Genomic DNA, 22,619 nt, shown 5'->3' with positions numbered 1-22,619 from the left:
AGCAACGCTCAATAAGCGTGGCCCTTGCCCTTCTCGATTTCGTTTGCGTCGACCTTGCCCCACAGAACCCGATAGACCCAGCTCGTATAGGCGACGATCAGCGGCACGAAGAACGCCGTCACAACCAGCATGATGAACAGGGTCAGGTGGCTTGAAGATGCATCCCACACCGTCAGGCTCGCGCCGGGTGCGATGGAAGATGGCAGGATGAAGGGGAACATCGACAGGCCGACGGTCGAGATGATGCCGATGATCGACACCGCGCTGGCAAGCAGCGTCGGCACCTCACGCCGGGCACGGAACAGAACGAGCGCTAGGGCTGCACCGGCAAAACCGAGGCCCGGTGCGATCATCATCCATGGATGCGCCGCGTAATTGTCGAACCAGGCGCCGCCAGCCTGCTCCACGGTCTTGGCAAGCGGGTTGGACGGGCCGTCGGTGACGATGGCGCTTGTGATGCGGAACCCATCAATGCCGGCCCAAAGCCAGAGTCCACCGAGCGCAAAGATCACGATGGTGGCCATGGCGGCGACGCTGCCAAAGGCGCGGCTGCGCGCCGCAACCGCGCCCTCCGTCTTCACCATCAGCCAGGATGCGCCATGCATGATGAGCATCGCCACCGAGAGAAGACCGCACAGGAGTGCAAACGGGTTAAGCAGCTCGAACAATGTCGTGCCTTCGTAGAAAATCCGCAGGTCATTTTCGAGCCGAAACGGCACCCCCTGCAGGACATTGCCCACCGCAACGCCGAAGATCAGCGCCGGCACGAAACCGCCAATGAACAGCGCCCAGTCCCAGCTCGTGCGCCAGGCGGTGTTCTCGCGCTTCGACCGGTATTTGAACGCCACGGGACGCAGGATGAGCGCGAAGACCACGGCGAACATGGCAAGATAGAAGCCCGAGAAGGACACCGCATAAAGCGGAGGCCAGGCCGCAAAGATGGCGCCGCCACCAACGATCAGCCAGACCTGATTGCCTTCCCAGACGGGGCCGACGGCGTTGATCACGACGCGGCGCTCCGTGTCGGTCTTTGCCACGAAGGGCAGGAGCGTTCCGGTACCGAGATCGAAGCCGTCGGTGACCGCGAAACCGATCAGCAGCACGCCGAGCAGTCCCCACCAGATAACACGCAGCGTTTCATAGTCGATAAGAGTGTGCAGGATCATTGTTCTTACTCCGCCGGAACGAAAGCACGCGGACCGAACTCGGCCTCGGGCTCTTCGTCTGGTTCAGGCCCCTTGCGAATGGCGCGCAGCATCAGCGTCATTTCGACGATGAAGAGCACGGTGTAGATCAGCGAGAAGCCGACGATCGTCATCAGCACCGTGGAAGCGCCGAGGTTCGACACCGCCACAGCCGTGGGCAGAACGCCTTCGATAATCCATGGCTGGCGCCCGAACTCTGCGACGATCCAGCCGCATTCCGCAGCGATCCACGGAAGCGGAATGGCAAAGACCGCGATGCGCAGGAGGAAGGGATAGCGGTCCAGCCTGTGTCGCGCCGACAGGTAGAAGAACACCCCCATGAGCAGGATGAAGAAGAAGCCCAGTCCAACCATGATGCGGAAAGTCCAGAACAGCGTCGGCACGTTTGGAACCGTGTCGTTTGCCGCCTGCGTGATCTGCGCGTCCGTGGCTTCGCGCGGATCGTCGAGATAGGGCTTCAGAAGCAGTGCGTATCCGAGGTCCGCACCGCTTTCCTCGAACGCCGTCCTGACATCATCGGGAATGGCATCCGTGCTGCCGGCGGCGCGGATTTTCTGCAATGCGTCATAGGCGACAATGCCTTTTCTGATGCGCTCTTCCGCACGCTCGACCAGTTCCTCGATGCCAGGAATCTGCGTGTCGAGCGAGCGGGTGCTGATGATGCCCATGACCCACGGGATGTGAACCGCATAATGCGTTTCTCGCGCTTCCTGATCCGGGAACCCGAAAGCGGTGAAGGAAGCCGGTGCCGGTTCAGTTTCCCACATGGCCTCAATGGCGGCGAGCTTCATCTTCTGGTGCTCGGTGGCGAGATAACCGCTTTCATCGCCCAGCACCACGACCGAGAGCGCCGAGGCCAAGCCGAAAGAGGCGGCGACCGTCATGGAGCGCCTGGCGAGTTCCAGATGCCTGCCCTTGAGCACGTACCAGGCAGAGACGCCGAGGACGAATACAGAGGCCGTGACATAACCGGCCGACACGGTGTGAACGAACTTCGCCTGTGCCACCGGGTTCATGAGCACGGCGTAAAAGTCCGTTACCTCCATGCGCATGGTCTGGGGGTTGAAGGCGGAGCCTACGGGATTCTGCATCCAGCCATTGGCGATGAGAATCCAGAGGGCGGAAAAATTGGAGCCAATGGCGACCGCCCAGGCAGAGGCAAGGTGTCCGAGTTTGGAGAGCTTGTCCCAGCCAAAGAAGAACAGGCCGACAAAGGTCGCCTCCAGGAAGAAGGCCATGAGGCCCTCAATCGCCAGAGGTGCGCCAAAGATGTCGCCCACATAGTGGCTGTAGTAACTCCAGTTCATGCCGAACTGGAACTCCATGACGATGCCTGTGGCGACGCCGAGCACGAAATTAATGCCGAACAGCGTGCCCCAGAATTTCGTCATCTGCCGCCAGATGGTGCGGCCCGTCATCACATAGACCGTCTCCATGATGGCGACCAGCACCGACAGTCCGAGCGTCAGCGGGACGAACAGAAAGTGGTAGAGCGCGGTGATCGCGAATTGCAACCGCGAGAGATCGACGATGTTCAGTTCCATTGTACCATCCGGCTGTCCGGCTCCTTTGGTCGTCGGGGGGAAGCGCTCATTCCGGTCTCAGACCGTCGAGCAGAAAACTGTATTCAGCGGTGCCGCGACGCGCCTCGGCGAGGAGGCGGCCCTGCCCCATGCGCAGGATGCGGTCTGCGCCTTCGGCCTCACGGCGGATGTGTGTTGACACCACGAGCGTTCTGCCGGCCGCAAATCGTCCAACCCGCGTGATCACGTCGTTTGCGGTTTCACGGTCCAGCCCCTCGGTGGGCTCGTCGAGCAACCAGACCGGCGTGTCCCGCAGCAACAGCCGGGCCAGCGCAAGCCTCCGGGCCTGCCCGGTGGAAAGGCCCGTACCGCCCTCGCCCAGCATGGTGTCGAGCCCATCCGGCAAGCGTTGCAGCAAACGTGACAGGCCTGCCGCTTCCAGCGCGGCATGCATCTCGTCGTCGCTGGCCCCTGGGTTGGCCAGCGCGAGATTGCCACGCAGCGTGTCGCTGAACAGCTCCGTGCGCTGTGTAAACAGGATTGAGGGAAGGCTGGCGACCGCGCCATCGACGAGCGTCATCTCGCCGGCGAGAGCCGCCAGCAGCGATGACTTGCCGGCCCCGCTAGCACCAATCACCGCGATGCGTTCACCCTGTTCGATCTGCAGCGAAACACCGGCAAGAGCCGGATAGGCTGCACCCGGGTGCGCCGCGGTAGCATGCGTCAGATATGCCGCCGTCTGCGCGGCGTCCGCTTCATTGTTTGCCGGCGTATTATCTTGTGCTCTCAGCCGTGGGCCGACGCGGCGGACGGCTGTCAGTGTGCGACCAAGCTCGACAGCACCACGCCGCAGGGCAGCAAACGGTTCTGTTGCGGTCAGGCCGATGAGCAGTGCCAGTGCTGCGACGGGTGCGCTGATGTGCCCGGCTCTCGCGAGTTCCGCGCCGGCGACCAGAATAGCGGCGATCAGCACCGCGCCAGCGATGCCGAGCGTGATGCTGACGTCCGTTTCCGTCCTGTTCATCGCATCGTCGGCCTCGGCCAGGCGCCGGTCGGCCTTGGCAATTGCCTCACGCTGGGCCGTGATCCGCCCGGCCATGGCGAGCTCGCTTTGCCCGCGCACAAGGTCAATGCTGCGGGCACGCAGAACCTCAAGCGCGTGCGCGCGGCGGCGTGCCGGCTTTTGGGCGCGGCGCGCAGCGAGCGCCGGGACACCGAGCCCGACCGCCAGCAGGAACAGGGTAGAAGCGACGCCAAGCCGGATGTCGATGAACCCAAGCGCCAGCCCGGTGACAACGGCCGCACCGGCTGCCGAGAACAGTGGCACGAGCACGCGCAGGTAAAGCGAGTCCAGCGCGTCGATGTCGTTTGTTAGCCGGAAAAGTAAACGGGCAGGCCGCGCTGCCATGGCGCGCGCCGCACCTGCGACCGCCCAGCCGCGAAACAGCCTCTCGCGCAGCTCGGCCAGCACTTCCAGTGTTGCATCATGGGTGGCGATGCGTTCGCCATAGCGCGATGCCGTGCGAGCGAGCGCCAGAAAGCGAATGCCGGCGGATGGAGCAAACACGTCAAAGGCGAGGGCTGTCGCTAGCGAAAGCCCGGCAATGGCCGTGGCAGTGATGAACCAGCCCGAGAGCCCAAGAAGCGCGATGCCGCACAAAACGGTCGCGAGCGAGAGGAGTGCGCCGGCCAGAAGCCTGTTGCGGTTGCCGGACCAGAAGAGCGAAGCGACAGCGCGAAGATTGCGATTGCCGGTCATGACCTGGCTCCTGCCGTTTCGGGTGCGTTCAGTGTGATGACGCGATCCATGCGGGCGGCAAGCACGGGATCATGCGTGGCAACGACCAGCGTCTTGCCACGGCTGACGCGCAAAAGGCTTTCGGTGATCTCGCGCGCAGTTTCACGGTCGAGATGAGCGGTCGGTTCATCGGCGAGAACCAAACCGGCCTGCGGCGTCGCGCTAGCGCGCGCCAGCGCCAGCCGGAGTGCTTCGCCACCGGAGAGGCCAAAGCCGCCTTCGCCGATCATCGCCGGCCCGCGCCGAGCCGCAAGTTCCGACAGGCTTACCGCCTCGAGCGCCGCCGAAACGCGCGCCGGATCCACATCTGCGCGGCCCATTGTTACATTGCTCCTGATCGTGCCGGGGAAGATGTGCGGGTCCTGCCCGATCCAGGCGATGGAGGCTCGTAGATCTGCGGCATTTGCGCCATCCACGAGCGGTCCGCCGATGCGAATTGTCCCGCTCTCCGGCACAACCAGTCCCGCAATGAGCGCAAGCAGTGTGGATTTCCCCTCGCCGCTCGGCGCAACGAGCGCGATGCGCTCGCCGGGCTCCACCTCAAGATCGAAATCGTGGAAGACCGGGGCAGCACCTTCCGCGTGGTGGAAGACAAGCTTTTCGACGGACAGCGACAGCGCCCCGCCAGTCCCGATCCGACCGCCCTTCGCGGAAGACGCGACGAGGGTCTTTCGCCCCGACGCGGCCAGCTTCTTCAACGCGTCGAAAGCAGCCTCGCCCGATGCCCGGTCATGCCAGACAGCGGAGAGATCGCGCAGCGGCTCGAAGAAGGACGGCGCCAGAAGCAGAATGAACAGCCCCTCCGCCAGAGAGAGCCTGCCGCCCCATGCGCCGAAATTCAGTTCACCAAGCAGATGAAAGCCCACATAGACGGCGACCATGGCGACGCCGAGTGCGGCAAAAAGTTCCAGCACGGCGGAGGAAAGAAACGCAATGCGCAGCACGGCCATTGTGCGGCGTCGAAGGTCTTCGGCACTGGCACGCAGCTGCGTTGCCGTGCGATCCACGGCGTCGAAACTACGGATCGTTGTCAGTCCACGCAGCCTGTCCATGAGGAAGGCATTCATGCTGCCCATCTCGGCGAGTTGCTCTTCGCTTGCCTGCTTGGCCCGCCAACCGACCAGTGCCATGAAGATCGGGATCAGCGGTGCCGCGATGAGCAGCACCAGCGCCGCCGCCCACGAAAACACCAGCACGCAGGCAAGGATCGCCAAGGGTACGATCATCGCCCTGGACCGCGCCGGACGGAAGCGGGCGACATAGGGGACGACGGCCTCAGCCTGCTCGGCAAGCGTGCTCGCGGCGAACCCCGATGAGGGCCGCGTAACATCGAGCGGCGAGGTTTCGGCAAGGGCCGCGACCGCCTCGTTGCGCAGCACGCTCAAATGGCTCCGCGCCCGACGAAACGCCAGCCGAGTGCCCGCGCCATCCATCACCGCACGCGCAACACCGAGAACAAGAATGCCGAGGGCCGGAAGCCATGCCGCGGAAGCGTCGCTACCGGCGGCAATGCTGCCGACCGCCAGCGCCAGTAGACCCGCTTGGGGAAGCCAGAGCAGCGATGCCGTCGTTTGCAGTAGCACCGCGACCCTGCTGACCCCGTCGCGCGCAGACAGCGTGTCCGCAACCTCGTCTGGCTGCGCCTGCGGCACTGCCGCTGTGGTGCGCCCAGCGGCCCGGGGGCGGCGTCTTCCTATGCCAGCGTCGAGCGTTGTCATGGCGTCTTCGGCTCCGTGCGCCTGCGGCCGAGCGATACAATGCGATCCTTGGCGTCGAGCAGTCTTGTCACCTTTGCGCCGAGGTTCAGCAGGGTCGCCAGTTGCTCCGTTTCCAGATGCTTCACATCGTCATACCACTTCGTCAATTGCTCGATGAGGGTCTGCATCTCGGCGAGGCGGGCCTGTGCATGGCGCTCTTCCTCGCTGCCCGGTGTCTGCATCAGAAGCTCGCGGAGGACAGAAAGCGTGGGATCGACCTCGCGCTTCTTGCGCTCTTCTGCCAGCGTCCGCAGGATCTGCCAGACATCGTCCGGTGTCGTGAAGTAATCCCTCCTGTCATCGGGAATATGTTTCAGGATGACGAGATTCCAAGCCTGAAGCTCGCGCAGGCTCATGGAAACATTGGAACGCGAGATGGACAGCGCCTCGACAATGTCATCCGCGCAGAGCGGCTTGGAAGACGCATAAAGCAGCGCATAAATTTGCCCCACCGTGCGGTTGATGCCCCAACGGCTGCCCATTTCTCCAAAGTGCAACACGAAAGACTGCAGGAGTGGCGGGAGGTTCATGATGAGCGGTCCTGACACTGGAGCGCTTTTGCGTTTCACCGAACCGCAAAAGCGCTCTAACCTATTGTTTTTGCGCAACTCCGGACGGAAACTCGGCTTCCACTTTTCCTGGAATTGCTCTAATTTCAGAAATTACTGAAATTTATGTACGTCCATGCATCACGGAAGGCAAGTCTGTGGCCGGTGGTGCGCCGTTATGCAGCAGGCCTGCGATACGCAGCGCGGTGCACGCCCCGCAAGCAGAGCCTACGGCAGGCGCCATGACACCTGAATGTCGGCTTGCTTCGTCAGCGTAGCGCCTGGCCCGGCACCCTGAAGCGCGCGACGAGCCGCATGCCAAGCACGCCCATCACGAAAAACATCCAGACAGGGTCCGTCCGACGAAAGAAGAAGCTCTCGAGAAATGCGTTGAACACGCAGAATGTGACCACCATCATGAAGAAATCGGCCAGAAAGACATTTTCCCGATAGAGCGGCGTGCGCATGTAGTCGCGCAGCGGCACCAGCAGAAAGGTGGCGATGGCGACGGCAAGCGCCGGAAGCCCCATGCCGAGTGCGATGTCGATATATCCATTGTGGCCGTGCACAATGCCGCGAATGTCCCACGGACGGTCGAAGGGCTGGTCGGAGGTGAACACGAGCTCCGTCAGCCAGAAATTGTCGAAGCCATATCCGAGAAACGGTCTCTGGGCGATCATGTCTCCGGCAAAGTCCCAGACCGGTGTGCGCCCCGTATAGGTCAGATCGGGCGCAAGCGTCGCTGCCAGTTCCTTCACCGGCCCGATAAAGACGATGCCGAGGGTGGCAACGGCCAGCGCACTGACGGCGGCAATCACCAGCACCGGGACCAGAAACCGCAGACCGAAAATGCCAGGCAACGCGATCAGCATGCCGGCGAGCGGTACCGTGGCGGTGGTTGTCTTGGAGCCCGTATGGAAGACGAAGATCATCGCCAGAATGGCCATCGTTGCACCGGACCAGCGCCATCCCCGCCGCCACAGATAAAGGCCGGCGAAGGCCAGTCCGGCCATCACAGGTCCGGCGATGTTCTTGTGCGTGAAGACGCCGCGCCAGAGGCCGGCATGCTGGGACTCCACATCAAAAGCCTGGTGAACCGCGACATCGCGCATGGCAACCACGCCGAAATAGGACAGTCCGAGGATCACAAAGCCGGCACAGACCAGCACCCGCGAAAACGCGTCCGCATCGCGTGGCAGGGTCAGGATCGCGGCCACGGTGACGATGCCGATGACCGAGAAGGCCACCGTGCGCATCGTGTCGCTCGGTACCGGCGTGTTGAGTGTGGCGACTGCCACAAACCCCAGGAGAAGAATCCACCATGGGCTGAGCAGCGAGACGAGGACGCGCCGGTCAACCAGCATCAGGAGAGAAGCCACGGCAATCGCCCCAAGCGCACCGAAGCCGAGCTGGTTGACGATGTCGCCGCCGCTGCCGGTCACCTGTGGTCCGGCAGGCTGAAAGGGGCGGAAGGAAATCATCAGAACCGTGAACAGCGCCGCCGCAATGGCGGTGGAGGGCTGTCCGGTAGCAGCCATGCGGGCAACGAATGACGGCCCCGACCAGCGCTGTTGGGCAAGGCTGTTCATCGCATCACGCACACCCGGCCAGGCGGCAGCGCCTGCGCGCTACGTCCGTGAAATCCGGGAAAGTCCGCATTGCTCACCATTGGGGCCGAAACCTGTTGCTCTCAGTTTATAAAGCGCCCCCTCGCTTAAGACCGCGTTAATTATAACGGTGGACCGATGCCTGTTCTGCGGTCTCCGCTGCGCGCGCCGGCTGGCCAATGGGCGGCGCGGCCGATGGCATCACCCAGACGGTTCCTGTCTCAGGATGCCGGGCGATCGTTGCATCGATACGGTAGACACGCCGGAGCAGCTCTGGCGTCAGAACCGTTTCGGGGGTTCCCACAGCCACCAGACGGCCATGATCAAGCACACAAAGCCGGTCGCAGAACATGGCAGCGAGATTGAGGTCGTGAAGTGCGGCCACCACCGTGATTTCAAGGCCGCGCATGAAGCGCAGGAGCTGAAGCTGATGGTGGATGTCGAGGTGGTTCGTCGGCTCATCAAGCACCAGAAGACGCGGCTGCTGCACCAGCGCGCGCGCAACGAGAACGCGCTGCCGTTCCCCACCGGAAAGGGTGCGAAAAGCGCGACCCTGAAGCGGCTCCAGCCCAAGAAGCGCGATTGCGGCCGCAATCAGCGTGTGATCGTGTGACGTGTCAGGCTCGAGAAGCTTCTTGTGCGCCGAGCGGCCCATGGCGACCACATCACGCACCGTCAGGGGAAACTCCGCCGGCATATCCTGAAGCACCGCACCCACATTGCGCGCCACCCATTCAGTGGGCTGCCGCCACGCATCTTCACCGTTCACAAGCACCGTGCCCGATGCCGGCCGGTTTATGCGGTAGACGGTTCGCAACAGGCTCGATTTGCCTGCGCCGTTCGGCCCAAGAAGGCCGACCATCTCACCTTCTGAAACGCTGATCGACACATTGTCGACCAGCGTCTTTGCGCCGGTGCGCACGGTGACCGAGCGCAGATCGAGCGTACCGGGCCGAACACTCATCGCGCACCCCCAAATGCGCGCGCGTCGCGCCGCAGAAGCCAGATGAAGAACGGGCCGCCCACGAGCGCCGTGACGATGCCGACGGGCAGCTCTAGCGGCGCGATCACTGTGCGGGCGACAAGATCGGCGCCAATGGTGAAGCTCGCACCGAGAAGCGCCACCGCCGGCAGTGCGCGACGATGATCCGCTCCGACGAGAAACCGCACGATGTGCGGCATGATGAGACCGACAAATCCGATCACGCCGCTCACCGCCACGGTGATGCCGGTGAGCGCGGCTGCCAGCACAAACATGCTCTGACGGAAACGCTGGACGTTGAGCCCGAGCGCCACCGCGCTCTCGTCTCCCGCCATCAGGAGGTTCAGACGACGGGCCTGAACCAGCATCACGCCAAGCCCAAGCGCAAGGGCGACGAGCGGAATGGGAATGAGCTTCCACTGCGCGGTGCCGAAGCCGCCCAGTGTCCAGAACAGGACCCGTGAGGCGAGCTGCGGATCGGGTGATGTGAGCACAATCAGGCTTGTGAGCGCGCTCAGGATCGCGCTCATCGCCACACCGGCAAGCACAAGTCGCGTCGGTGTCATGTGCCCGCCCGTCCGCGCAACCCAGAACACTGCGAAGAGTGTTACCAGTCCGCCGAGAAAGGCCGAGATGTGCAACGTGAACACGCCGAGACCAAGAAGCCCCCAGCGCATCACCACCACGGCGCCCGTTGCCGCACCGGAGGAAACGCCGAGGATGCTCGGGCCGGCCAATGGATTGCGGACGATGGACTGGATCGTCATGCCGGTTACCCCCAGGCTCGCGCCCACAAGGGCGGCGAGCACGACACGCGGCATGCGCGTCTGGACGACAATGGTCTCATAGACCGCGCGCCAGTCAGGCTCGACCAGCCCGTCGCCGGCCACCAGATTGGCGAGAATGGCGACCGCCGTTCCACCGGGTATGTGCACCGAGCCGAACATCAGTCCCGCAATGGCCATACCCAGGAGCAGCCCCACCATCAGGAGAATGACCAGCGCATAGCCTGGCGACCCGCCGCTTGCCGCGCGGGCGAAAGCAACACGGCGAAGAGCCGCGCCTCGCGCAGGCGGTGCTGACTGGAGCACGGCAAGCAGCGCTTCATGGCTGTCTGGGTCGTCCCTCTTCGGGGCGGGAGCATGCATCCCGTGAGTCCCGCTCGCCTGCTATTCGCCCATCCGCTCGGGATGGAAAGCACGGGCCAGTTTCTCCACCGCATCGATGGAGCTCGGCCCCGGCTGGCCCCAGACGGAATCGATCGTGACAAATCTTTCACCGACAATGCCCGGCACGTCCCCGATGGTCGGGTTCGCCTTCAATATCTCGATCCGCCCCTGGCCCAGCTCACCGGCAGGGTCACCGACCACCTGGCCGCCGGCGGTGCCGGAGTAATAGACGACGACGTATTCAGGCATACGCTCGGCGATCTGCTCCCAGGACACCTGACCATAGCGGTTTGCAACATCGCCAAAGATGTTCTCGCCGCCGGCCCGCGACACCACATGCGACAGCATGGTGTTGCCAAGAACGGCGCGTGGGGCGGCCTCTCCGCCGTTGAAGATGAACACCGGTATGGCGTCCGCGCCTTTGAGATCCTCTTCCACTGCAGCGAGCCGTTTTTCAATGTCAGCGATCAGTGCTTCGCCGCGCTCGCGCACGCCAAAGATGGCAGATACGGAGCGGATTTCAGCGTAGAGTTCATCGAAACCGAATTTGCCGAGATTGCAGCCTTCGGTGTTGAGCCGCGTCTTCATGCCCAGATCATGCAACTGGTCGCGCGTGTGGCGGCTTTCGCTGAAGCCGTCAGGATAACCGGCATAGACAAAATCGGCCTCCACCTCGATAAGCTGCTCGGTCGTGGCGACAAGCGGCGAAAGCACGGGAACCTCGTTATACGCCTCTTCATATTGCGGGCTGATCTTGAGGTTCGCCATATAGGAGGTGCCCGCCATGCGGTCTTCCAGCCCAAGCGCCAGCATCATCTCCGTTGCGTTGTTGCTGAGCGTAACGGCCCTTGCCGGCGGTGCGTCATAGGTGGTGGTGACACCGCAGTTCTCATCCGTATAGGGAAAGCCCGCTCCATCTGCGAAAGCAGGCATCGAAGCCGCCAATAGACCCGCGACCGCAAAAGCGCGGAGACCGCCATAACGCATCATGAATTCACTCCTTGCAAAGCCGGCTCATTCCCGGCGTTTTCGAATGGGGATGGAGAAGAGGCCTGCCTGTCGAGAGCCGGGAGCACCTCGGCAGCGAAGAGCTCCATGCCCCTGAGAGCCACATCGTTGGCGATCAAGCCATTGGCGCTGAACAGGCAGCGTATGCTGCTGGAACCCGTGCGTGCCGAAAGCGCGTGCAATTGCGCATGGCATTCCTCGGGTGTCCCCGCGATGGTGAAATCAGCCATCATCAAAGCGCGGCTGCGCGGCTCTGGCGGTGTCATCCCGCGTGCCAGCGCGCGTTCGGCACGGCGCGTGTTCAGTCTATCGAGAAGCGTGTCGACCCGCTCATCAGCTTCAGCCCGGGTCGGAGCAATCACCACATAACGAGAGAGCGACGAGGCCGTGAGCGATGCCCGCGACGCGCCATGCCGTTCAAGTGCGGCGTGAAACACGGGCAATTGCCGCGCCTCGTTCGGTTCGAGACTGAGCAGCAGCGGAAACCCGTTTCGCGCGGCGATGTCGACGGTTTCTTCTGAGACGCCGGCCACGTAGACGGGCGGATGCGGTTTCTGAACCGGAGGCGGTCCGACGGCGACATTGGCGAATTTCCAGGGTCCGGCATCGGCAGAGCAGTGCGGCTTTGTCCACGCTTCGATCATGATCCTGAGCGCTTCGCAGAAGCGGCGGTGCGCATCGTCACGCGAAATCTCCAGCGCGGTGAAAGTCGCGGGCTCCGTGCCACGTCCGATGCCCAAATCGACCCTGCCGCCGCTCTGAAAATCAAGCTGCGCGATCTGCTCGGCCAGCATGAGCGGGTGATAGAGCGGCAGGACGAGGATCGACGTGCCGAAGCGCAGCCGCTCCGTACGCGCCAGGATCTCCGCGCCGAGCAACAGCGTCGACGGATAGGGCAGCGCTTCCCGGGCGAAGTGAAACTCGTTGAACCAGATGCCGCCAAAGCCAAGCGCATCAGCGCGTTCGACGAGGTACATGAGTGCAGCGTGATCGCCCAATGCCCCCTCCCGCGCGAATCCAGCCAGATCAACGCGCATTCGGGCCACCTGCAGCAACCGACGGAAAAAGGCGGAAACGACTCATTTGAAATGATATAACATATCGAAGACGATCGAGCCCGTTAAATCGTCTTGTCGCCGGCAAAGCCGCGCCTGCATGCATTCTGATCCTCCTGCCGGCGCACCTCGTCCGGCGTTCATGGTCAATGCATGAGGCAGGTCTCCTGGCTCGCGGCTCGGACGTTCGCTCCGCCTTCCCGGCTCTGGCCAGTGGCATTGGAAGAACTTGCCGCTTACAGTTGCGAGGGCAGCCCCGGAATTGATCCCGCCAGGAGATCGCACCGGGTTCCCTTTTCATCCGCAGGATGCGGAACCGCATGCGGGAGCGACCCTAGCGGCGAAGCGGTCGCCGCGCAACACACCGCAGCCCGGTTCCATGACAAAATCATCGGCTGGGCCGGGCGAGCCTGAACGCCCTGCCAGTCCTGTGGCCGCGTTCGCTCCGAAGTCCGCCATCCATAGGCGAAAATCCAGGCCTTCCGCTGCATCGCCCTGGCATATCCCGGCGGAAAGCAACCGATGGTGGAACTAAAGCATCGGACCGAAAAGTGGAATCCGGTTTTCGGATTATTCCGATGCTCCATCAAGAATTTAGATCGTCCTTTGTGCGTGCGGATGAACGCACGGCGATCTAGTGTTTGATTTATAAATGAATGTATGCTTCATATATAAACATTGAGCACGCCGGTTGGATGGCTGCTCACCTCGGGGGGTGCAGTCGGGTGGACACGTCTCGTTTAATGGGCAGCTCTGATCGAGCGACAATCTGCGGGCAGAATGCCGGACTTCCGTGCGCCCTGACCTGCTTTCAGCCTGCAACCACAGGCTCTGCGTCGAGGCGGTCGGTGCTTTGACCGGGCGACTTCAGACGCTTTGGAGCGCCATCACGAGCATCGCCGGCTCAAACCATGCCGGGCGCACCATGCCGGTGACGACAGTAAACTGCCCGCCATCGTGGCCTCACAGGAGGTGTGGGGCTTTGTGATGATATTCAACACATGCCGATCATCAGTTTTACCGCCGTGTCCAGCAAGGAGGGCTGCCGGCGTATTCGTACATGCCGATCATCTGCATGAGCATTTCGTCGATCTTCGCATCGCCGAAAACGGAGCTGTCATGGCTCCGTAAACGCCCTGGTTCTCCCCCGCAATGAGGGGAGGGAGGACGGGAGTGCTCCGCTTCCTTCAAACGGAGACAGCGGGGCAATAACAGGTGCCTGATGCAGCTACACCGGGAGAAGCTGCTCATTTCTTTTGGGAGGAACCATGTTGAAACTATCCAGACTTCGCGCGCTCTCCATCGGAGCCGCTGTGGCCATCGCCGCCAGTGCAACAGCCACCCTCGCCCAGGACGTCCTGAAGTTCGGTCACGTCTACGAGGCTTCCACGCCCTACCATGCTGCGGCGCTTCGCGCGGCCGAGCTTCTCGAAGAAGCAACCGGGGGCCGCTACAAAATGGAGGTCTTCCCCGCATCGCAACTCGGGAAGGAAGCAGCCCTCAACGAAGCGCTTTCACTTGGAACGGTGGATGTGATCTACACGGGCGTTGCCTTTCTCGGGCAATCCTACGGCCCCATAAGCATTTCCGACTACCCCTTCACCATGCGTTCCTATGAACACTGGAAGGCCTATGTGAACTCCGACCTCTTCGATGAGATGAGTGAGGCGTATAACAAGGTTTCCGGCAATACGGTCGCGGCCATGACCTATTACGGTGCGCGCCATGTGACCGCCAACAAGCCGATCCTATCGCCGAAGGATATGGAGGGTCTGAAAATTCGGACGCCCAACGCTCCGGCCTATCAGATGTTCCCACGCGCCACGGGCGCAAACCCCACCCCGATGGCCTTCGCCGAGGTGTATCTCGCCTTGCAGCAGGGTGTGGTCGACGCGCAGGAGAATCCACTCCCGACGATCCAGTTCAAGAAGTTCTACGAGGTCCAGTCGAACATCAATCTGACCGGGCACATCACAAACTCGCTGGCGACGGTCGTATCGCCTGTGACGATGAACAAGATGGGTGAGGACGGCGCCGCTCTACTGGAGGCGCTCGCCACCGTGGCAACGCAGACATCGGATGAGATCGTCGCCTCGGAGGGAGAGCTGGCTGACTGGTTCCGCGACCAGGGAGTGACCGTGAACGAAGTGGATCGCAAACCATTCATGGAAGCCGTCGCGCCGCATCTGACGGGCGAGGATGTGCCGTGGGATGCCGCGATCTTCGAACGCCTTCAAGCCATTCAGGAATGACATCGGCCTGTGGGTCCGGCATTTGCCGGGCCCATTTGCGCAACGGGAGGACGCGCTGATGGCGCAGAACACCATGGTGCCGGAAATCGACTTCGACGCGATTTCCGCAGAGGACGAAGCGCATTTCGCAGGCTTTAAGATAAGCCTGGCGGACTACGCGCTTCTCGCAATCTTTCTTGCTTTATTTCTTGTTGTTTTTGTTCAGTTTTTCACGCGATACGTCCTCAACGACTCCATAAGCTGGACCGAGGAGGCCGCGCGCTATCTGCTGGTCATACTGGCGTTTGCGGGGGCGGTTCGCTGCCAGATCACCGGAAGCCATATCGTGCTGGAATTCGTCGACAAATATTACGGGCGCAAACTCGGCCTCGTGCATGTATTTTCGCTGCTGTGCACCGTGGCGCTGTTCACGATTCTTCTCTGGTCCGCCTGGGAGCTGATCCAGCGGACATCGTTCCAGCGAATGGTGTCGCTTCCTTTCCCGAAATACTACCTCCACGCAGCCGTGATGGCTCTGGCCGGCCTCAACGCAGTTGTGGCGGCCATGCAGCTCATGCTGCGCGTGAAACAGATGATACGGAGCTGACGGCAGATGGGCCTGACTATTCTCTTCGTTTCCCTGTTCTTCCTGATGCTGCTCAGAGTTCCCATCGCGTTTTCTCTGGCGCTCTCATCCTTCGCGTACATCCTCTATTCGGGTCTTCCACCCGTGGTGTTGATGCACAACATGGTCAACGGAATGGACAGTTTTCCCCTGCTGGCCATACCCTTTTTCATATTCGCCGGCGCATTGATGAATTCCGCCGGGATCACCGCCCGCATATTCGGCTTCGCGCGTGCCATTGTCGGGTGGATGCATGGCGGTCTGGGACATGTGAACATCGGCGCAAGCATCATCTTTGCAGGCATGTCCGGTGCCGCCGTGGCCGATGCCGGCGGGCTGGGCGCGATCGAGATCAAGGCGATGCGCGAGGCCGGCTATGACGACGACTTCAGCGTCGGTGTCACGGCGGCATCGTCGACCATCGGGCCGATCATCCCGCCATCCCTGCCACTGGTGATTTTCGGCGTCATGGCGTCCGTTTCCATCGGGCAGCTTTTCGTCGCCGGCATTGTTCCGGGCCTGCTGATGGCAGTGTCCCTTTCCGCCATGGTCTGGTGGAAATCACGCAGGAGGAATTATCCGCGCGACGTGGCTTTCCGACTGGACACGATTGCGAGCCGGTTCAAGGCAGCGTTCCTCCCGCTCATGACGCCCGTCATCATTGTCGGTGGCATCGTATCGGGCGCGTTCACGCCCACCGAAGCGGCGATCGCCGCCGCCGCCTATGCGCTTTTTCTAGGCGTTATCGTCTATCGTACGCTGACACCCAGGAAGCTCGCCGTCATCTCTCTCGAAACCATCGAGACGACAGCGGCAATCATGATGATTGTCGGGGCGGCGTCGGTGTTTGCGTGGATCCTCACCGCAAATCAGGTGGCGACGCATTTCGCCGAGTTTGTGCTGTCTTTTACGGAGAGCAAGGCGATGGTTCTGCTCCTGATAATGGTCGTGGTCCTGATCGTCGGCCTGTTCATGGAGACGATCGCAGCGATTTCCATTCTGGTTCCGGTTCTCATGCCGGTTGCCGCGCAGTTTGGTATCGATCCCGTTCACCTCGGCATTATCGTGATCCTAAACCTCATGCTGGGCCTGCTTACGCCGCCCGTCGGGATGGTTCTGTTCGTCCTGTCACGCGTTTCCCGGGTGCCGTTCGAGCAATGCGTCAGGGCCACGCTGCCTTTCCTGGTGCCGCTCCTTGCCGTGCTGCTTTTGCTGACGTTTATCCCGCAGCTTGTGCTTTGGCTTCCGCGGCTTCTCTATGGAGGCTGAGGCGGTGAGATCGCTCGCTCACATTTCATTGGAAACACCTTAAGACGGTGCCCACGAAACCGACCGAAGCTCAATTCAAGGAAATCGATCTTGTGCAGACTATTTAAAGCGCCACTCTTCTCCAGAGGTGGTTTTTTACAACCGCTTGATCCAAAACGGCCCCCAATCCCGGGAGCGAGTTGAGGAGCATCCGACCACCCCTCACATTGTCTTCCCAAGGGTTCTCGAGGATTGGCCGATAATCCGGCTCCTTCGCATAATCGGGAAAGCACTCCAGAACCATGAAATTGGGGATGCATGCGGATAGCTGCGCTGAGATCGCCGTGGCGAGCGTGCTTCCGTAATTGTGCGGGGCAACCCGTGCGTTGTGAATCTCCGCCAGTGCAGCAATTTTCTTTCCCTCCATCAGCCCGCCCGTATTGCAGATGTCAGGCTGGACAATGGAGATCGCTTCCGTTTCCAGCAGCGAATGAAAGCCAAAGCGCGTATAGACACGCTCGCCCGCCGCGAGAGGAACTGACGTCGTGCGGCCCACCCTCGCCAATGCACCGGGGAGAGCAGGATCCACCGGCTCCTCCACGAAGCATAGATTGAAAGGTTCCAGACGTTTTAGAAGCGGCAGAAGCTGATCGCTGGAAAGCCCACCCCCAAAATCGAGCATGATCGCAACGTCATCGCCGACGGCGGCCCGCAACTTCTCGACACGCTCGATGACAAGCGCGCTCTCGCCCTCGCGCAGGCTGCGGCGTGCGGGATGCCGGATCACCGTGACAGGATCGGCCATGCCGAGCGGATAGAGCTTCAACCCGCGATAGCCACGTTCCACCGTGCGCAGACCCGCCTCCGCAAACTCGCTGCCGCTGTTACAGCCGAGCCACCAGCCATTGGCATAGACCTCGAGCTCGGTTTCGATCGGCCCGCCGAGCAGTGAATAGACCGGAGCGCCGAGCGCTTTGCCCTTGATATCCCAGAGCGCATGATCGATGGCGCTGAGACCGGCCATGGAGATTGCGCCGCCCCCCTTGGTCCAGAAGCCCTGATCGTAAATGTCGTTCCAGATCAGTTCGACGGGCGAAGGGTCGCGACCGATCACGAGGCGTTCCAGCATCGCTGCCAGCATTTCGGCTGCCGCTGTCGTGCCGAGGCCGTAGGCAATGCCGGCTTCGCCCAGTCCGGTTATGCCTTCGTCCGTTTCCAGCTCCAGAATGACGGCCCGGCGGAAGCCCGTTGGTACGACATAGATATTGGCGGCGGTGATTTTCATGACACTTCCAGACAGGTTGCTCGCACCCGACTGTCGGATGTGGCGGCCGGCATCACAATGGAATTGTGGTCAGAGGCCTGTGCCCGGGTGGAATAGGCTTCTGCGGGGATATCATCCGAGCATGCTGGCAAGTGCGCGCTCTTCCTGCTCCATCTCCGCGATCAGCCAGTCGCGCACAAGCTCGACCACCGGGCGGATCGCTCGCTGGCTGGATGAAACGAGGTGATAGCTGCGGTCGGTGAGAATGACCTTGTCGCTGGCGCTGACAAGCATGCCGTCGATGACAAGACGCGAAACCACCGAAGTCCAGCCGAGCGCCAGCCCCTGACCGCTGAGCGCGGCCTGAAGCACGACCGAATAATCGGAAAAGGAAAGCTGGTTCCATGTCGCTGGTACTCTTCGGCCCGCTTCCGATGCGAACTCCGGCCAGCCGAACCAATGGTCTGGCAGGTTGATCAGAGTGTGCGGCGATGCCGGCTCATCAAAGGATCCGCGCTCACGTACATAACCCGGTGCTCCGATGGCCAGAACCCGTTCGGGTGCAAACCAGCCACCGAGCTTGCGCGCATCGTCCCCCACAGCAACGCGCAGTCCCAGATCGCAATTGTGGAGCGGGCCGCCCACACTTCCCGGCAAAAGCTGAAACTGGAGATCGGTGTTGGGGAATTCTTCCCGGAAACTGCTGTAGCGCGGCATCAGCCAATGGGTGGCCATGCCCGAGGAGATCGACAGCATCACCACTTCGCGGGTGTCGTCGCGCCCCTCAATCTCATCCAGCACGTCTTCGATGGAGTGAAAGGCGCGGGTGGTGACGCGGCTGAGTTTTTTGCCGGCTTCCGTCAACGCGAGGTTTGGCCCGGACCGTATGAAAAGCTTTTCGCCGATGTGTTTCTCCAGCGATGCAACCGCGTGACTGACCGCCGGCTGCGTGATGTTCAATTCGTCCGCAGCCTTGGAGAAATTTGAATGCCGGGCGGCGACTTCAAAAACGAACAACGTGCTGGGTGAGGGAAGGTGACGACGCAATACCATGAGTCAAGTTTATACTGAGGATGAATCTTTTCAACCTGTTTGAACGTTACCTTCCGTGGCAACGTGATGCTCAACTGATCGCAAGAGCGACAAAAAACAATAAGCGGAACGCTATGCTTGCGCACGATGGGACCGTGGCCGGGCTTTTTCCGAGAACAGAATAGAAGGTCCGGCAATGGGTTTGGACACGCAACGGCTGCGGGCGGAGACGCCGGGCTGCAGAGCTGAACTGGTTCATTTCAACAATGCGGGCGCCAGCCTCATGCCGCAGCCGGTCATTGAGGCGGTGGAGCATCACTGGGCCGAGGAGATCATGTCGGGGGGCTATGAAGCTGCCGAAAGGCACGCCGGGCAATTGCAGGCAACCTACGGTGCCGTGGCACGGCTTGTCGGTGGTGCTTCCGACGAGGTTTCCTTTTTCGACAATGCCACCCGCGCCTGGCAGGCTGCCTTCTTTGCCATGGACTGGCAGTCGGGCGATCAGCTGATCACAGGCCAATCGGAATACAACTCCAACATGATCGCCTTTCGCCATGCCGAAAAGCGACTGGGGATCGAGGTTGTACTGGCGCCAGACACCCCCGACGGAATTGTCGATGTGGCGGCACTCGAAGGGCTGATCACCGCGCGTACGCGCTTGATCGCCATCTCGCACATGCCCACCAATGACGGTCTGATCAACCCCGCACGGGAAATAGGGCAGTTGGCCCGCAGGCACGGTGTTCCGTTTTTGCTGGATGCCTGCCAGTCTGTGGGGCAGATGCCGATTGACGTGAAGGCGCTGGGCTGCACGATGCTTTCGGCAACAGGGCGAAAATATCTCAGGGGTCCGCGCGGGACTGGATTCTTATGGGTCGACGGCAATGCGCTCGATGCGCTTCGGCCCCATGCGCTCGACATCCAGTCGGCGCAATGGACGGATGTGGATCGTTTCCAGATGGCAGCAGGCTCCCGGCGCTTTGAACTCTGGGAACGCAATGTCGCGACCCAGCTGGGCCTCGGCGCCGCATGCCAGTATGCGCTGGAGATCGGCCTTGAGAACATCTGGGACCATGTTCGGGGCCTTGCGGCCGGGATGCGCGGAATGCTGGCGGAACTGCCAGGCATGACCGTTCAGGACCGTGGTGTGGAGAAGAGCGGAATCGTGACGTTTTTTCACGAATCCGTGCCGGCCGAGGTTCTGGTGGCAGCATTGCGCGACGAGTTTGGCATCAACACCTCGGTTTCCAACACCCAGTTGACCCGCAGGGCGCTGCGCGCCCGGGGCGTGACGTCACTGGTGAGAGCCTCGGTACATGCCTACAACACGCCGGAAGAGATAGAGCGGCTTGGAGCATCGCTGATGGCTCTGGCCGACGGGAAACGGAATTACAGGGAATTGAACGCAGGTCAGCCGGTTTGATCCGACCTGCTTCGGGGAACGACAAAACAGAGAAAAAGAGGAGAACGGCCATGACTTTCAAGCCGACAAGACGAACAGTGCTTACCGGGATGGGGATTGCCGGTGTTGCCGGTCTGTGCGCACCCGGACTGATCCGCCCCGCCCGTGCGGCGAGCGGCGAACTTAACATCTGGGCCTATGACGGCTTCATCACCGATGCGTTTCGCAAGCGGTTCGAGGACGAGACCGGCATTCGCCTGAACATCCGCACCGTCACCGATCAGGGTGAGCAGTTCAACCTGATGGCTGCGGAGGACGGCAAGTTCAGCGCCGATATCGTGACCTGCGCCGGGCATCGCTTCTACCAGTTCATCGATGCAGGCTTCCTTGCGCCCATCGACCGCGCAAAGCTCGGCAACTGGAACCGCATCGAAGACGAATATGCGAGCGCATCATGGGTCTCGCGCTCGGGCGAGCAGTGGGGTGTGCCGCTCGTGGTGGTCTCCACCGGTCTTCTCTATAACACCGAGGAGATCGAAGCGCCGGAAAGCTGGGACGTGATGTTCAACGAGGCCAATGCCGGGCGCACGGCCTATCAGATCCAGGATTTCTTCCAGATCGCCATGAACTATCTGGGGTATGACGGTTCGGCCGCTTCCTACATGAACACGCCGGATGTGGCGCAGCGTGCGGTCGACGCGACCCGGGATTTCCTGATCGAGCACAAGCATATGGTGCGGCGTTACTATGAAGCGGCGACCGAGATCCAGCAGATGATGGTGACGGGCGACGTGGCGCTGGCGCAGGCTGGTTCCGGCCCTTCCTCGCAGCTGATCATTGACGGTTTCCCGGCAGCCTACACGATCCCCAGGGAAGGCGGGCTGGCCTATGCCTATGGCTTCAACATCACCAAGGATGCGGCCAACATGGAGAACGCGTACACCTTCCTGAACGCACTTCTGGCAGATGCGGAAAATGGTGCGGAGATCGTGCGCTCCACGGGCCTTTCCTCCACCATCAAGGGCACCGAAGCGCTGTTGACGGATCAGGAGAAAGAGGCGCTGGCGCTGAGCGCCGAGGAGCGCAGCCGCCTTTCCTGGGTGGATGTGGAAACGGCGCCCTTCATCTTCGATCTGATCGACAAGGCAGCAGAAGAGATCCGCGCCGCCTGATCAGCGCCAAAGAACAGCCGGCTGCCTTTCTGGCGGCCGGCATCGAAGACGAAAACGAGTATCCATGACCCGCCTGCTCATTCATTTGCGACGGTATTCCGTCTATCGCGGCTTGACCGATCTCTATGCCCGTTCGCCGATGGCGCGGGTTTTGATCGTGTGCATTGTGCCGCTTCTGTGGATTATCGGCACGACGGTCGCGCCGCTGGCGCAGATGGTGCTGGTGAGCTTTTATGAAAGCTTCCCCGTGCGCGAGGGGGAGGCCGCACGCTGGACGTTGGCAAACTATGCAAGCTTCTTCGAGCGCCCGCTATACCTCACGGCGTTTATGCGCTCCTTCGTGTTTGCAACCGTGGTCACCTTGCTGACGCTGCTCGTTGTCTTTCCGATTGCCTATTACATCGCCAAGGTGGCACCGCGCGGCAGGCGCACAAGGCTGCTGCTTCTGGTGATCGCCCCCTTCTGGGTCAGCGAGATCATCCGCAGCTTTGCGTGGATCGTGATGCTGGCCAATCGCGGGGCGGTGAACTCGTTCTTCTCCTTCATCGGCATGCCTGGCACGCCGGTTGAGCTGCTGTACAACAATTTTTCACTGACCATCGGCGTCATCTACCTGACCTCGCTTTACATGCTCCTGCCGCTCTATGCGGCGCTTGAAAAGATCGATGACAATGTGCTCGAGGCGGCAGCCAATCTGGGCGCACCCGCCTGGCGGCGCTTTCTGCGCATCGTTCTGCCGCTGTCGCGCGACGGCGTGGTGGCCGGGTGCTCGCTGGTGTTCCTGCTGGTGATCGGCCTTTACGCCATGCCGCAGCTTCTGGGTGGACCGGGCAACACGCTGTTTGCCACCACGATCGGCCAGATCTTCGCCAAGGCCGGGGCTTCATGGCCGCAGGGCAGTGCCTTCAGCATCATCCTGACAGGGGCCGCGCTCGCCTATGTCGGCCTCTTCGTGGCGATCTTTCAGCGGCGCGGCCGCGGGAGGGCATGAGA

Annotated in this window: 18 protein-coding genes and 1 riboswitch; of the genes, 6 read left to right on the top strand and 12 right to left on the bottom strand. The window is 61.7% G+C overall.

Features of this window, described 5'->3' with window-relative positions; all coding sequences use genetic code 11:
- Positions 1-8: 8 nt before the first annotated feature.
- The 10 genes from cydB to BLW55_RS13190 all read right to left on the bottom strand — a co-directional run bounded on the left by cydB (position 9) and on the right by BLW55_RS13190 (position 12,595).
- Complete coding sequence (cydB, locus tag BLW55_RS13235) at positions 9-1,166, bottom strand: cytochrome d ubiquinol oxidase subunit II (RefSeq protein ID WP_007010163.1); 1,158 nt, start codon at positions 1,164-1,166, stop codon at positions 9-11.
- A gap of 5 nt (positions 1,167-1,171) precedes the next feature.
- The gene (locus BLW55_RS13230; RefSeq protein ID WP_090329120.1) at positions 1,172-2,749 is read right to left on the bottom strand and encodes a cytochrome ubiquinol oxidase subunit I; all 1,578 of its coding nucleotides are present in this window, start codon (positions 2,747-2,749) and stop codon (positions 1,172-1,174) included.
- A gap of 46 nt (positions 2,750-2,795) precedes the next feature.
- A complete protein-coding gene (gene cydC, locus BLW55_RS13225; protein ID WP_090329119.1) occupies positions 2,796-4,487 on the bottom strand; it encodes a thiol reductant ABC exporter subunit CydC in 1,692 nt (563 codons plus the stop codon).
- Positions 4,484-6,244, bottom strand: a complete 1,761-nt coding sequence (cydD, locus tag BLW55_RS13220) for a thiol reductant ABC exporter subunit CydD (protein WP_090329118.1) — start codon at positions 6,242-6,244, stop codon at positions 4,484-4,486. The genes cydC and cydD overlap by 4 nt, the downstream gene beginning before the upstream one ends.
- Positions 6,241-6,813, bottom strand: a complete 573-nt coding sequence (locus BLW55_RS13215; RefSeq protein ID WP_007010159.1) for a GbsR/MarR family transcriptional regulator — start codon at positions 6,811-6,813, stop codon at positions 6,241-6,243. The genes cydD and BLW55_RS13215 overlap by 4 nt, the downstream gene beginning before the upstream one ends.
- A 287-nt stretch (positions 6,814-7,100) precedes the next feature.
- Entirely contained in the window at positions 7,101-8,420 is a 1,320-nt protein-coding gene (locus tag BLW55_RS13210) for an O-antigen ligase family protein (protein WP_090329117.1), read from the bottom strand.
- A gap of 136 nt (positions 8,421-8,556) precedes the next feature.
- Positions 8,557-9,402, bottom strand: coding sequence for an ABC transporter ATP-binding protein (locus tag BLW55_RS13205; RefSeq protein ID WP_090329116.1), 846 nt, complete (start codon positions 9,400-9,402; stop codon positions 8,557-8,559).
- A complete protein-coding gene (locus tag BLW55_RS13200; protein WP_025030880.1) occupies positions 9,399-10,568 on the bottom strand; it encodes a FecCD family ABC transporter permease in 1,170 nt (389 codons plus the stop codon). Before BLW55_RS13200 ends, BLW55_RS13205 begins: the two co-directional genes overlap by 4 nt.
- 21 nt (positions 10,569-10,589) lie before the next feature.
- Positions 10,590-11,522 (bottom strand): ABC transporter substrate-binding protein, encoded by a 933-nt coding sequence (locus BLW55_RS13195; RefSeq protein ID WP_244439783.1) that lies wholly within the window; start codon positions 11,520-11,522, stop codon positions 10,590-10,592.
- Positions 11,523-11,575: 53 nt separating this feature from the next.
- Positions 11,576-12,595, bottom strand: coding sequence for an LLM class flavin-dependent oxidoreductase (locus BLW55_RS13190; protein ID WP_244509072.1), 1,020 nt, complete (start codon positions 12,593-12,595; stop codon positions 11,576-11,578).
- Between the two features lie 197 nt (positions 12,596-12,792).
- A riboswitch (cobalamin riboswitch) is annotated at positions 12,793-12,988 on the bottom strand.
- A 932-nt stretch (positions 12,989-13,920) separates the two neighbouring features.
- On the opposite strand from BLW55_RS13190, the gene BLW55_RS13185 reads away from it, so the two are divergent.
- Genes BLW55_RS13185 through BLW55_RS13175 form a run of 3 tightly spaced genes read left to right on the top strand, consistent with a single transcriptional unit; the run spans position 13,921 to position 16,777 of the window.
- On the top strand, positions 13,921-14,904 hold the full coding sequence (locus tag BLW55_RS13185) for a sialic acid TRAP transporter substrate-binding protein SiaP (RefSeq protein WP_007010155.1): 984 nt from the start codon (positions 13,921-13,923) through the stop codon (positions 14,902-14,904).
- Between the two features lie 58 nt (positions 14,905-14,962).
- Positions 14,963-15,490 (top strand): TRAP transporter small permease, encoded by a 528-nt coding sequence (locus BLW55_RS13180; RefSeq protein ID WP_025030882.1) that lies wholly within the window; start codon positions 14,963-14,965, stop codon positions 15,488-15,490.
- Positions 15,491-15,502: 12 nt separating this feature from the next.
- Positions 15,503-16,777 carry a TRAP transporter large permease gene (locus BLW55_RS13175; RefSeq protein ID WP_425286780.1) on the top strand — a complete coding sequence of 425 codons (1,275 nt, stop codon included), beginning with the start codon at positions 15,503-15,505 and terminating at the stop codon, positions 16,775-16,777.
- 103 nt (positions 16,778-16,880) lie between these two features.
- On the opposite strand, the gene BLW55_RS13170 is transcribed toward BLW55_RS13175, so the two are convergent.
- Positions 16,881-18,041, bottom strand: a complete 1,161-nt coding sequence (locus BLW55_RS13170) for a mandelate racemase/muconate lactonizing enzyme family protein (RefSeq protein WP_090329113.1) — start codon at positions 18,039-18,041, stop codon at positions 16,881-16,883.
- A gap of 111 nt (positions 18,042-18,152) precedes the next feature.
- Positions 18,153-19,073: a LysR family transcriptional regulator gene (locus BLW55_RS13165; protein ID WP_090329112.1), complete on the bottom strand. Its 921-nt coding sequence runs from the start codon at positions 19,071-19,073 to the stop codon at positions 18,153-18,155.
- Positions 19,074-19,248: 175 nt separating this feature from the next.
- Here BLW55_RS13165 and BLW55_RS13160 point away from each other — a divergent pair, with 175 nt between their 5' ends.
- The 3 genes from BLW55_RS13160 to BLW55_RS13150 all read left to right on the top strand — a co-directional run bounded on the left by BLW55_RS13160 (position 19,249) and on the right by BLW55_RS13150 (position 22,617).
- Positions 19,249-20,475 carry an aminotransferase class V-fold PLP-dependent enzyme gene (locus BLW55_RS13160; protein ID WP_090329111.1) on the top strand — a complete coding sequence of 409 codons (1,227 nt, stop codon included), beginning with the start codon at positions 19,249-19,251 and terminating at the stop codon, positions 20,473-20,475.
- A 50-nt stretch (positions 20,476-20,525) separates the two neighbouring features.
- Positions 20,526-21,626: an ABC transporter substrate-binding protein gene (locus tag BLW55_RS13155; RefSeq protein WP_090329110.1), complete on the top strand. Its 1,101-nt coding sequence runs from the start codon at positions 20,526-20,528 to the stop codon at positions 21,624-21,626.
- A 64-nt stretch (positions 21,627-21,690) separates the two neighbouring features.
- Entirely contained in the window at positions 21,691-22,617 is a 927-nt protein-coding gene (locus tag BLW55_RS13150; protein ID WP_090329109.1) for an ABC transporter permease, read from the top strand.
- Positions 22,618-22,619 lie beyond the last annotated feature (2 nt).

The sequence above is a fragment of the Nitratireductor aquibiodomus genome, assembly GCF_900105565.1.
GTDB lineage: Bacteria > Pseudomonadota > Alphaproteobacteria > Rhizobiales > Rhizobiaceae > Nitratireductor > Nitratireductor aquibiodomus.
This window is presented reverse-complemented; position numbering and strand designations above follow the sequence as displayed.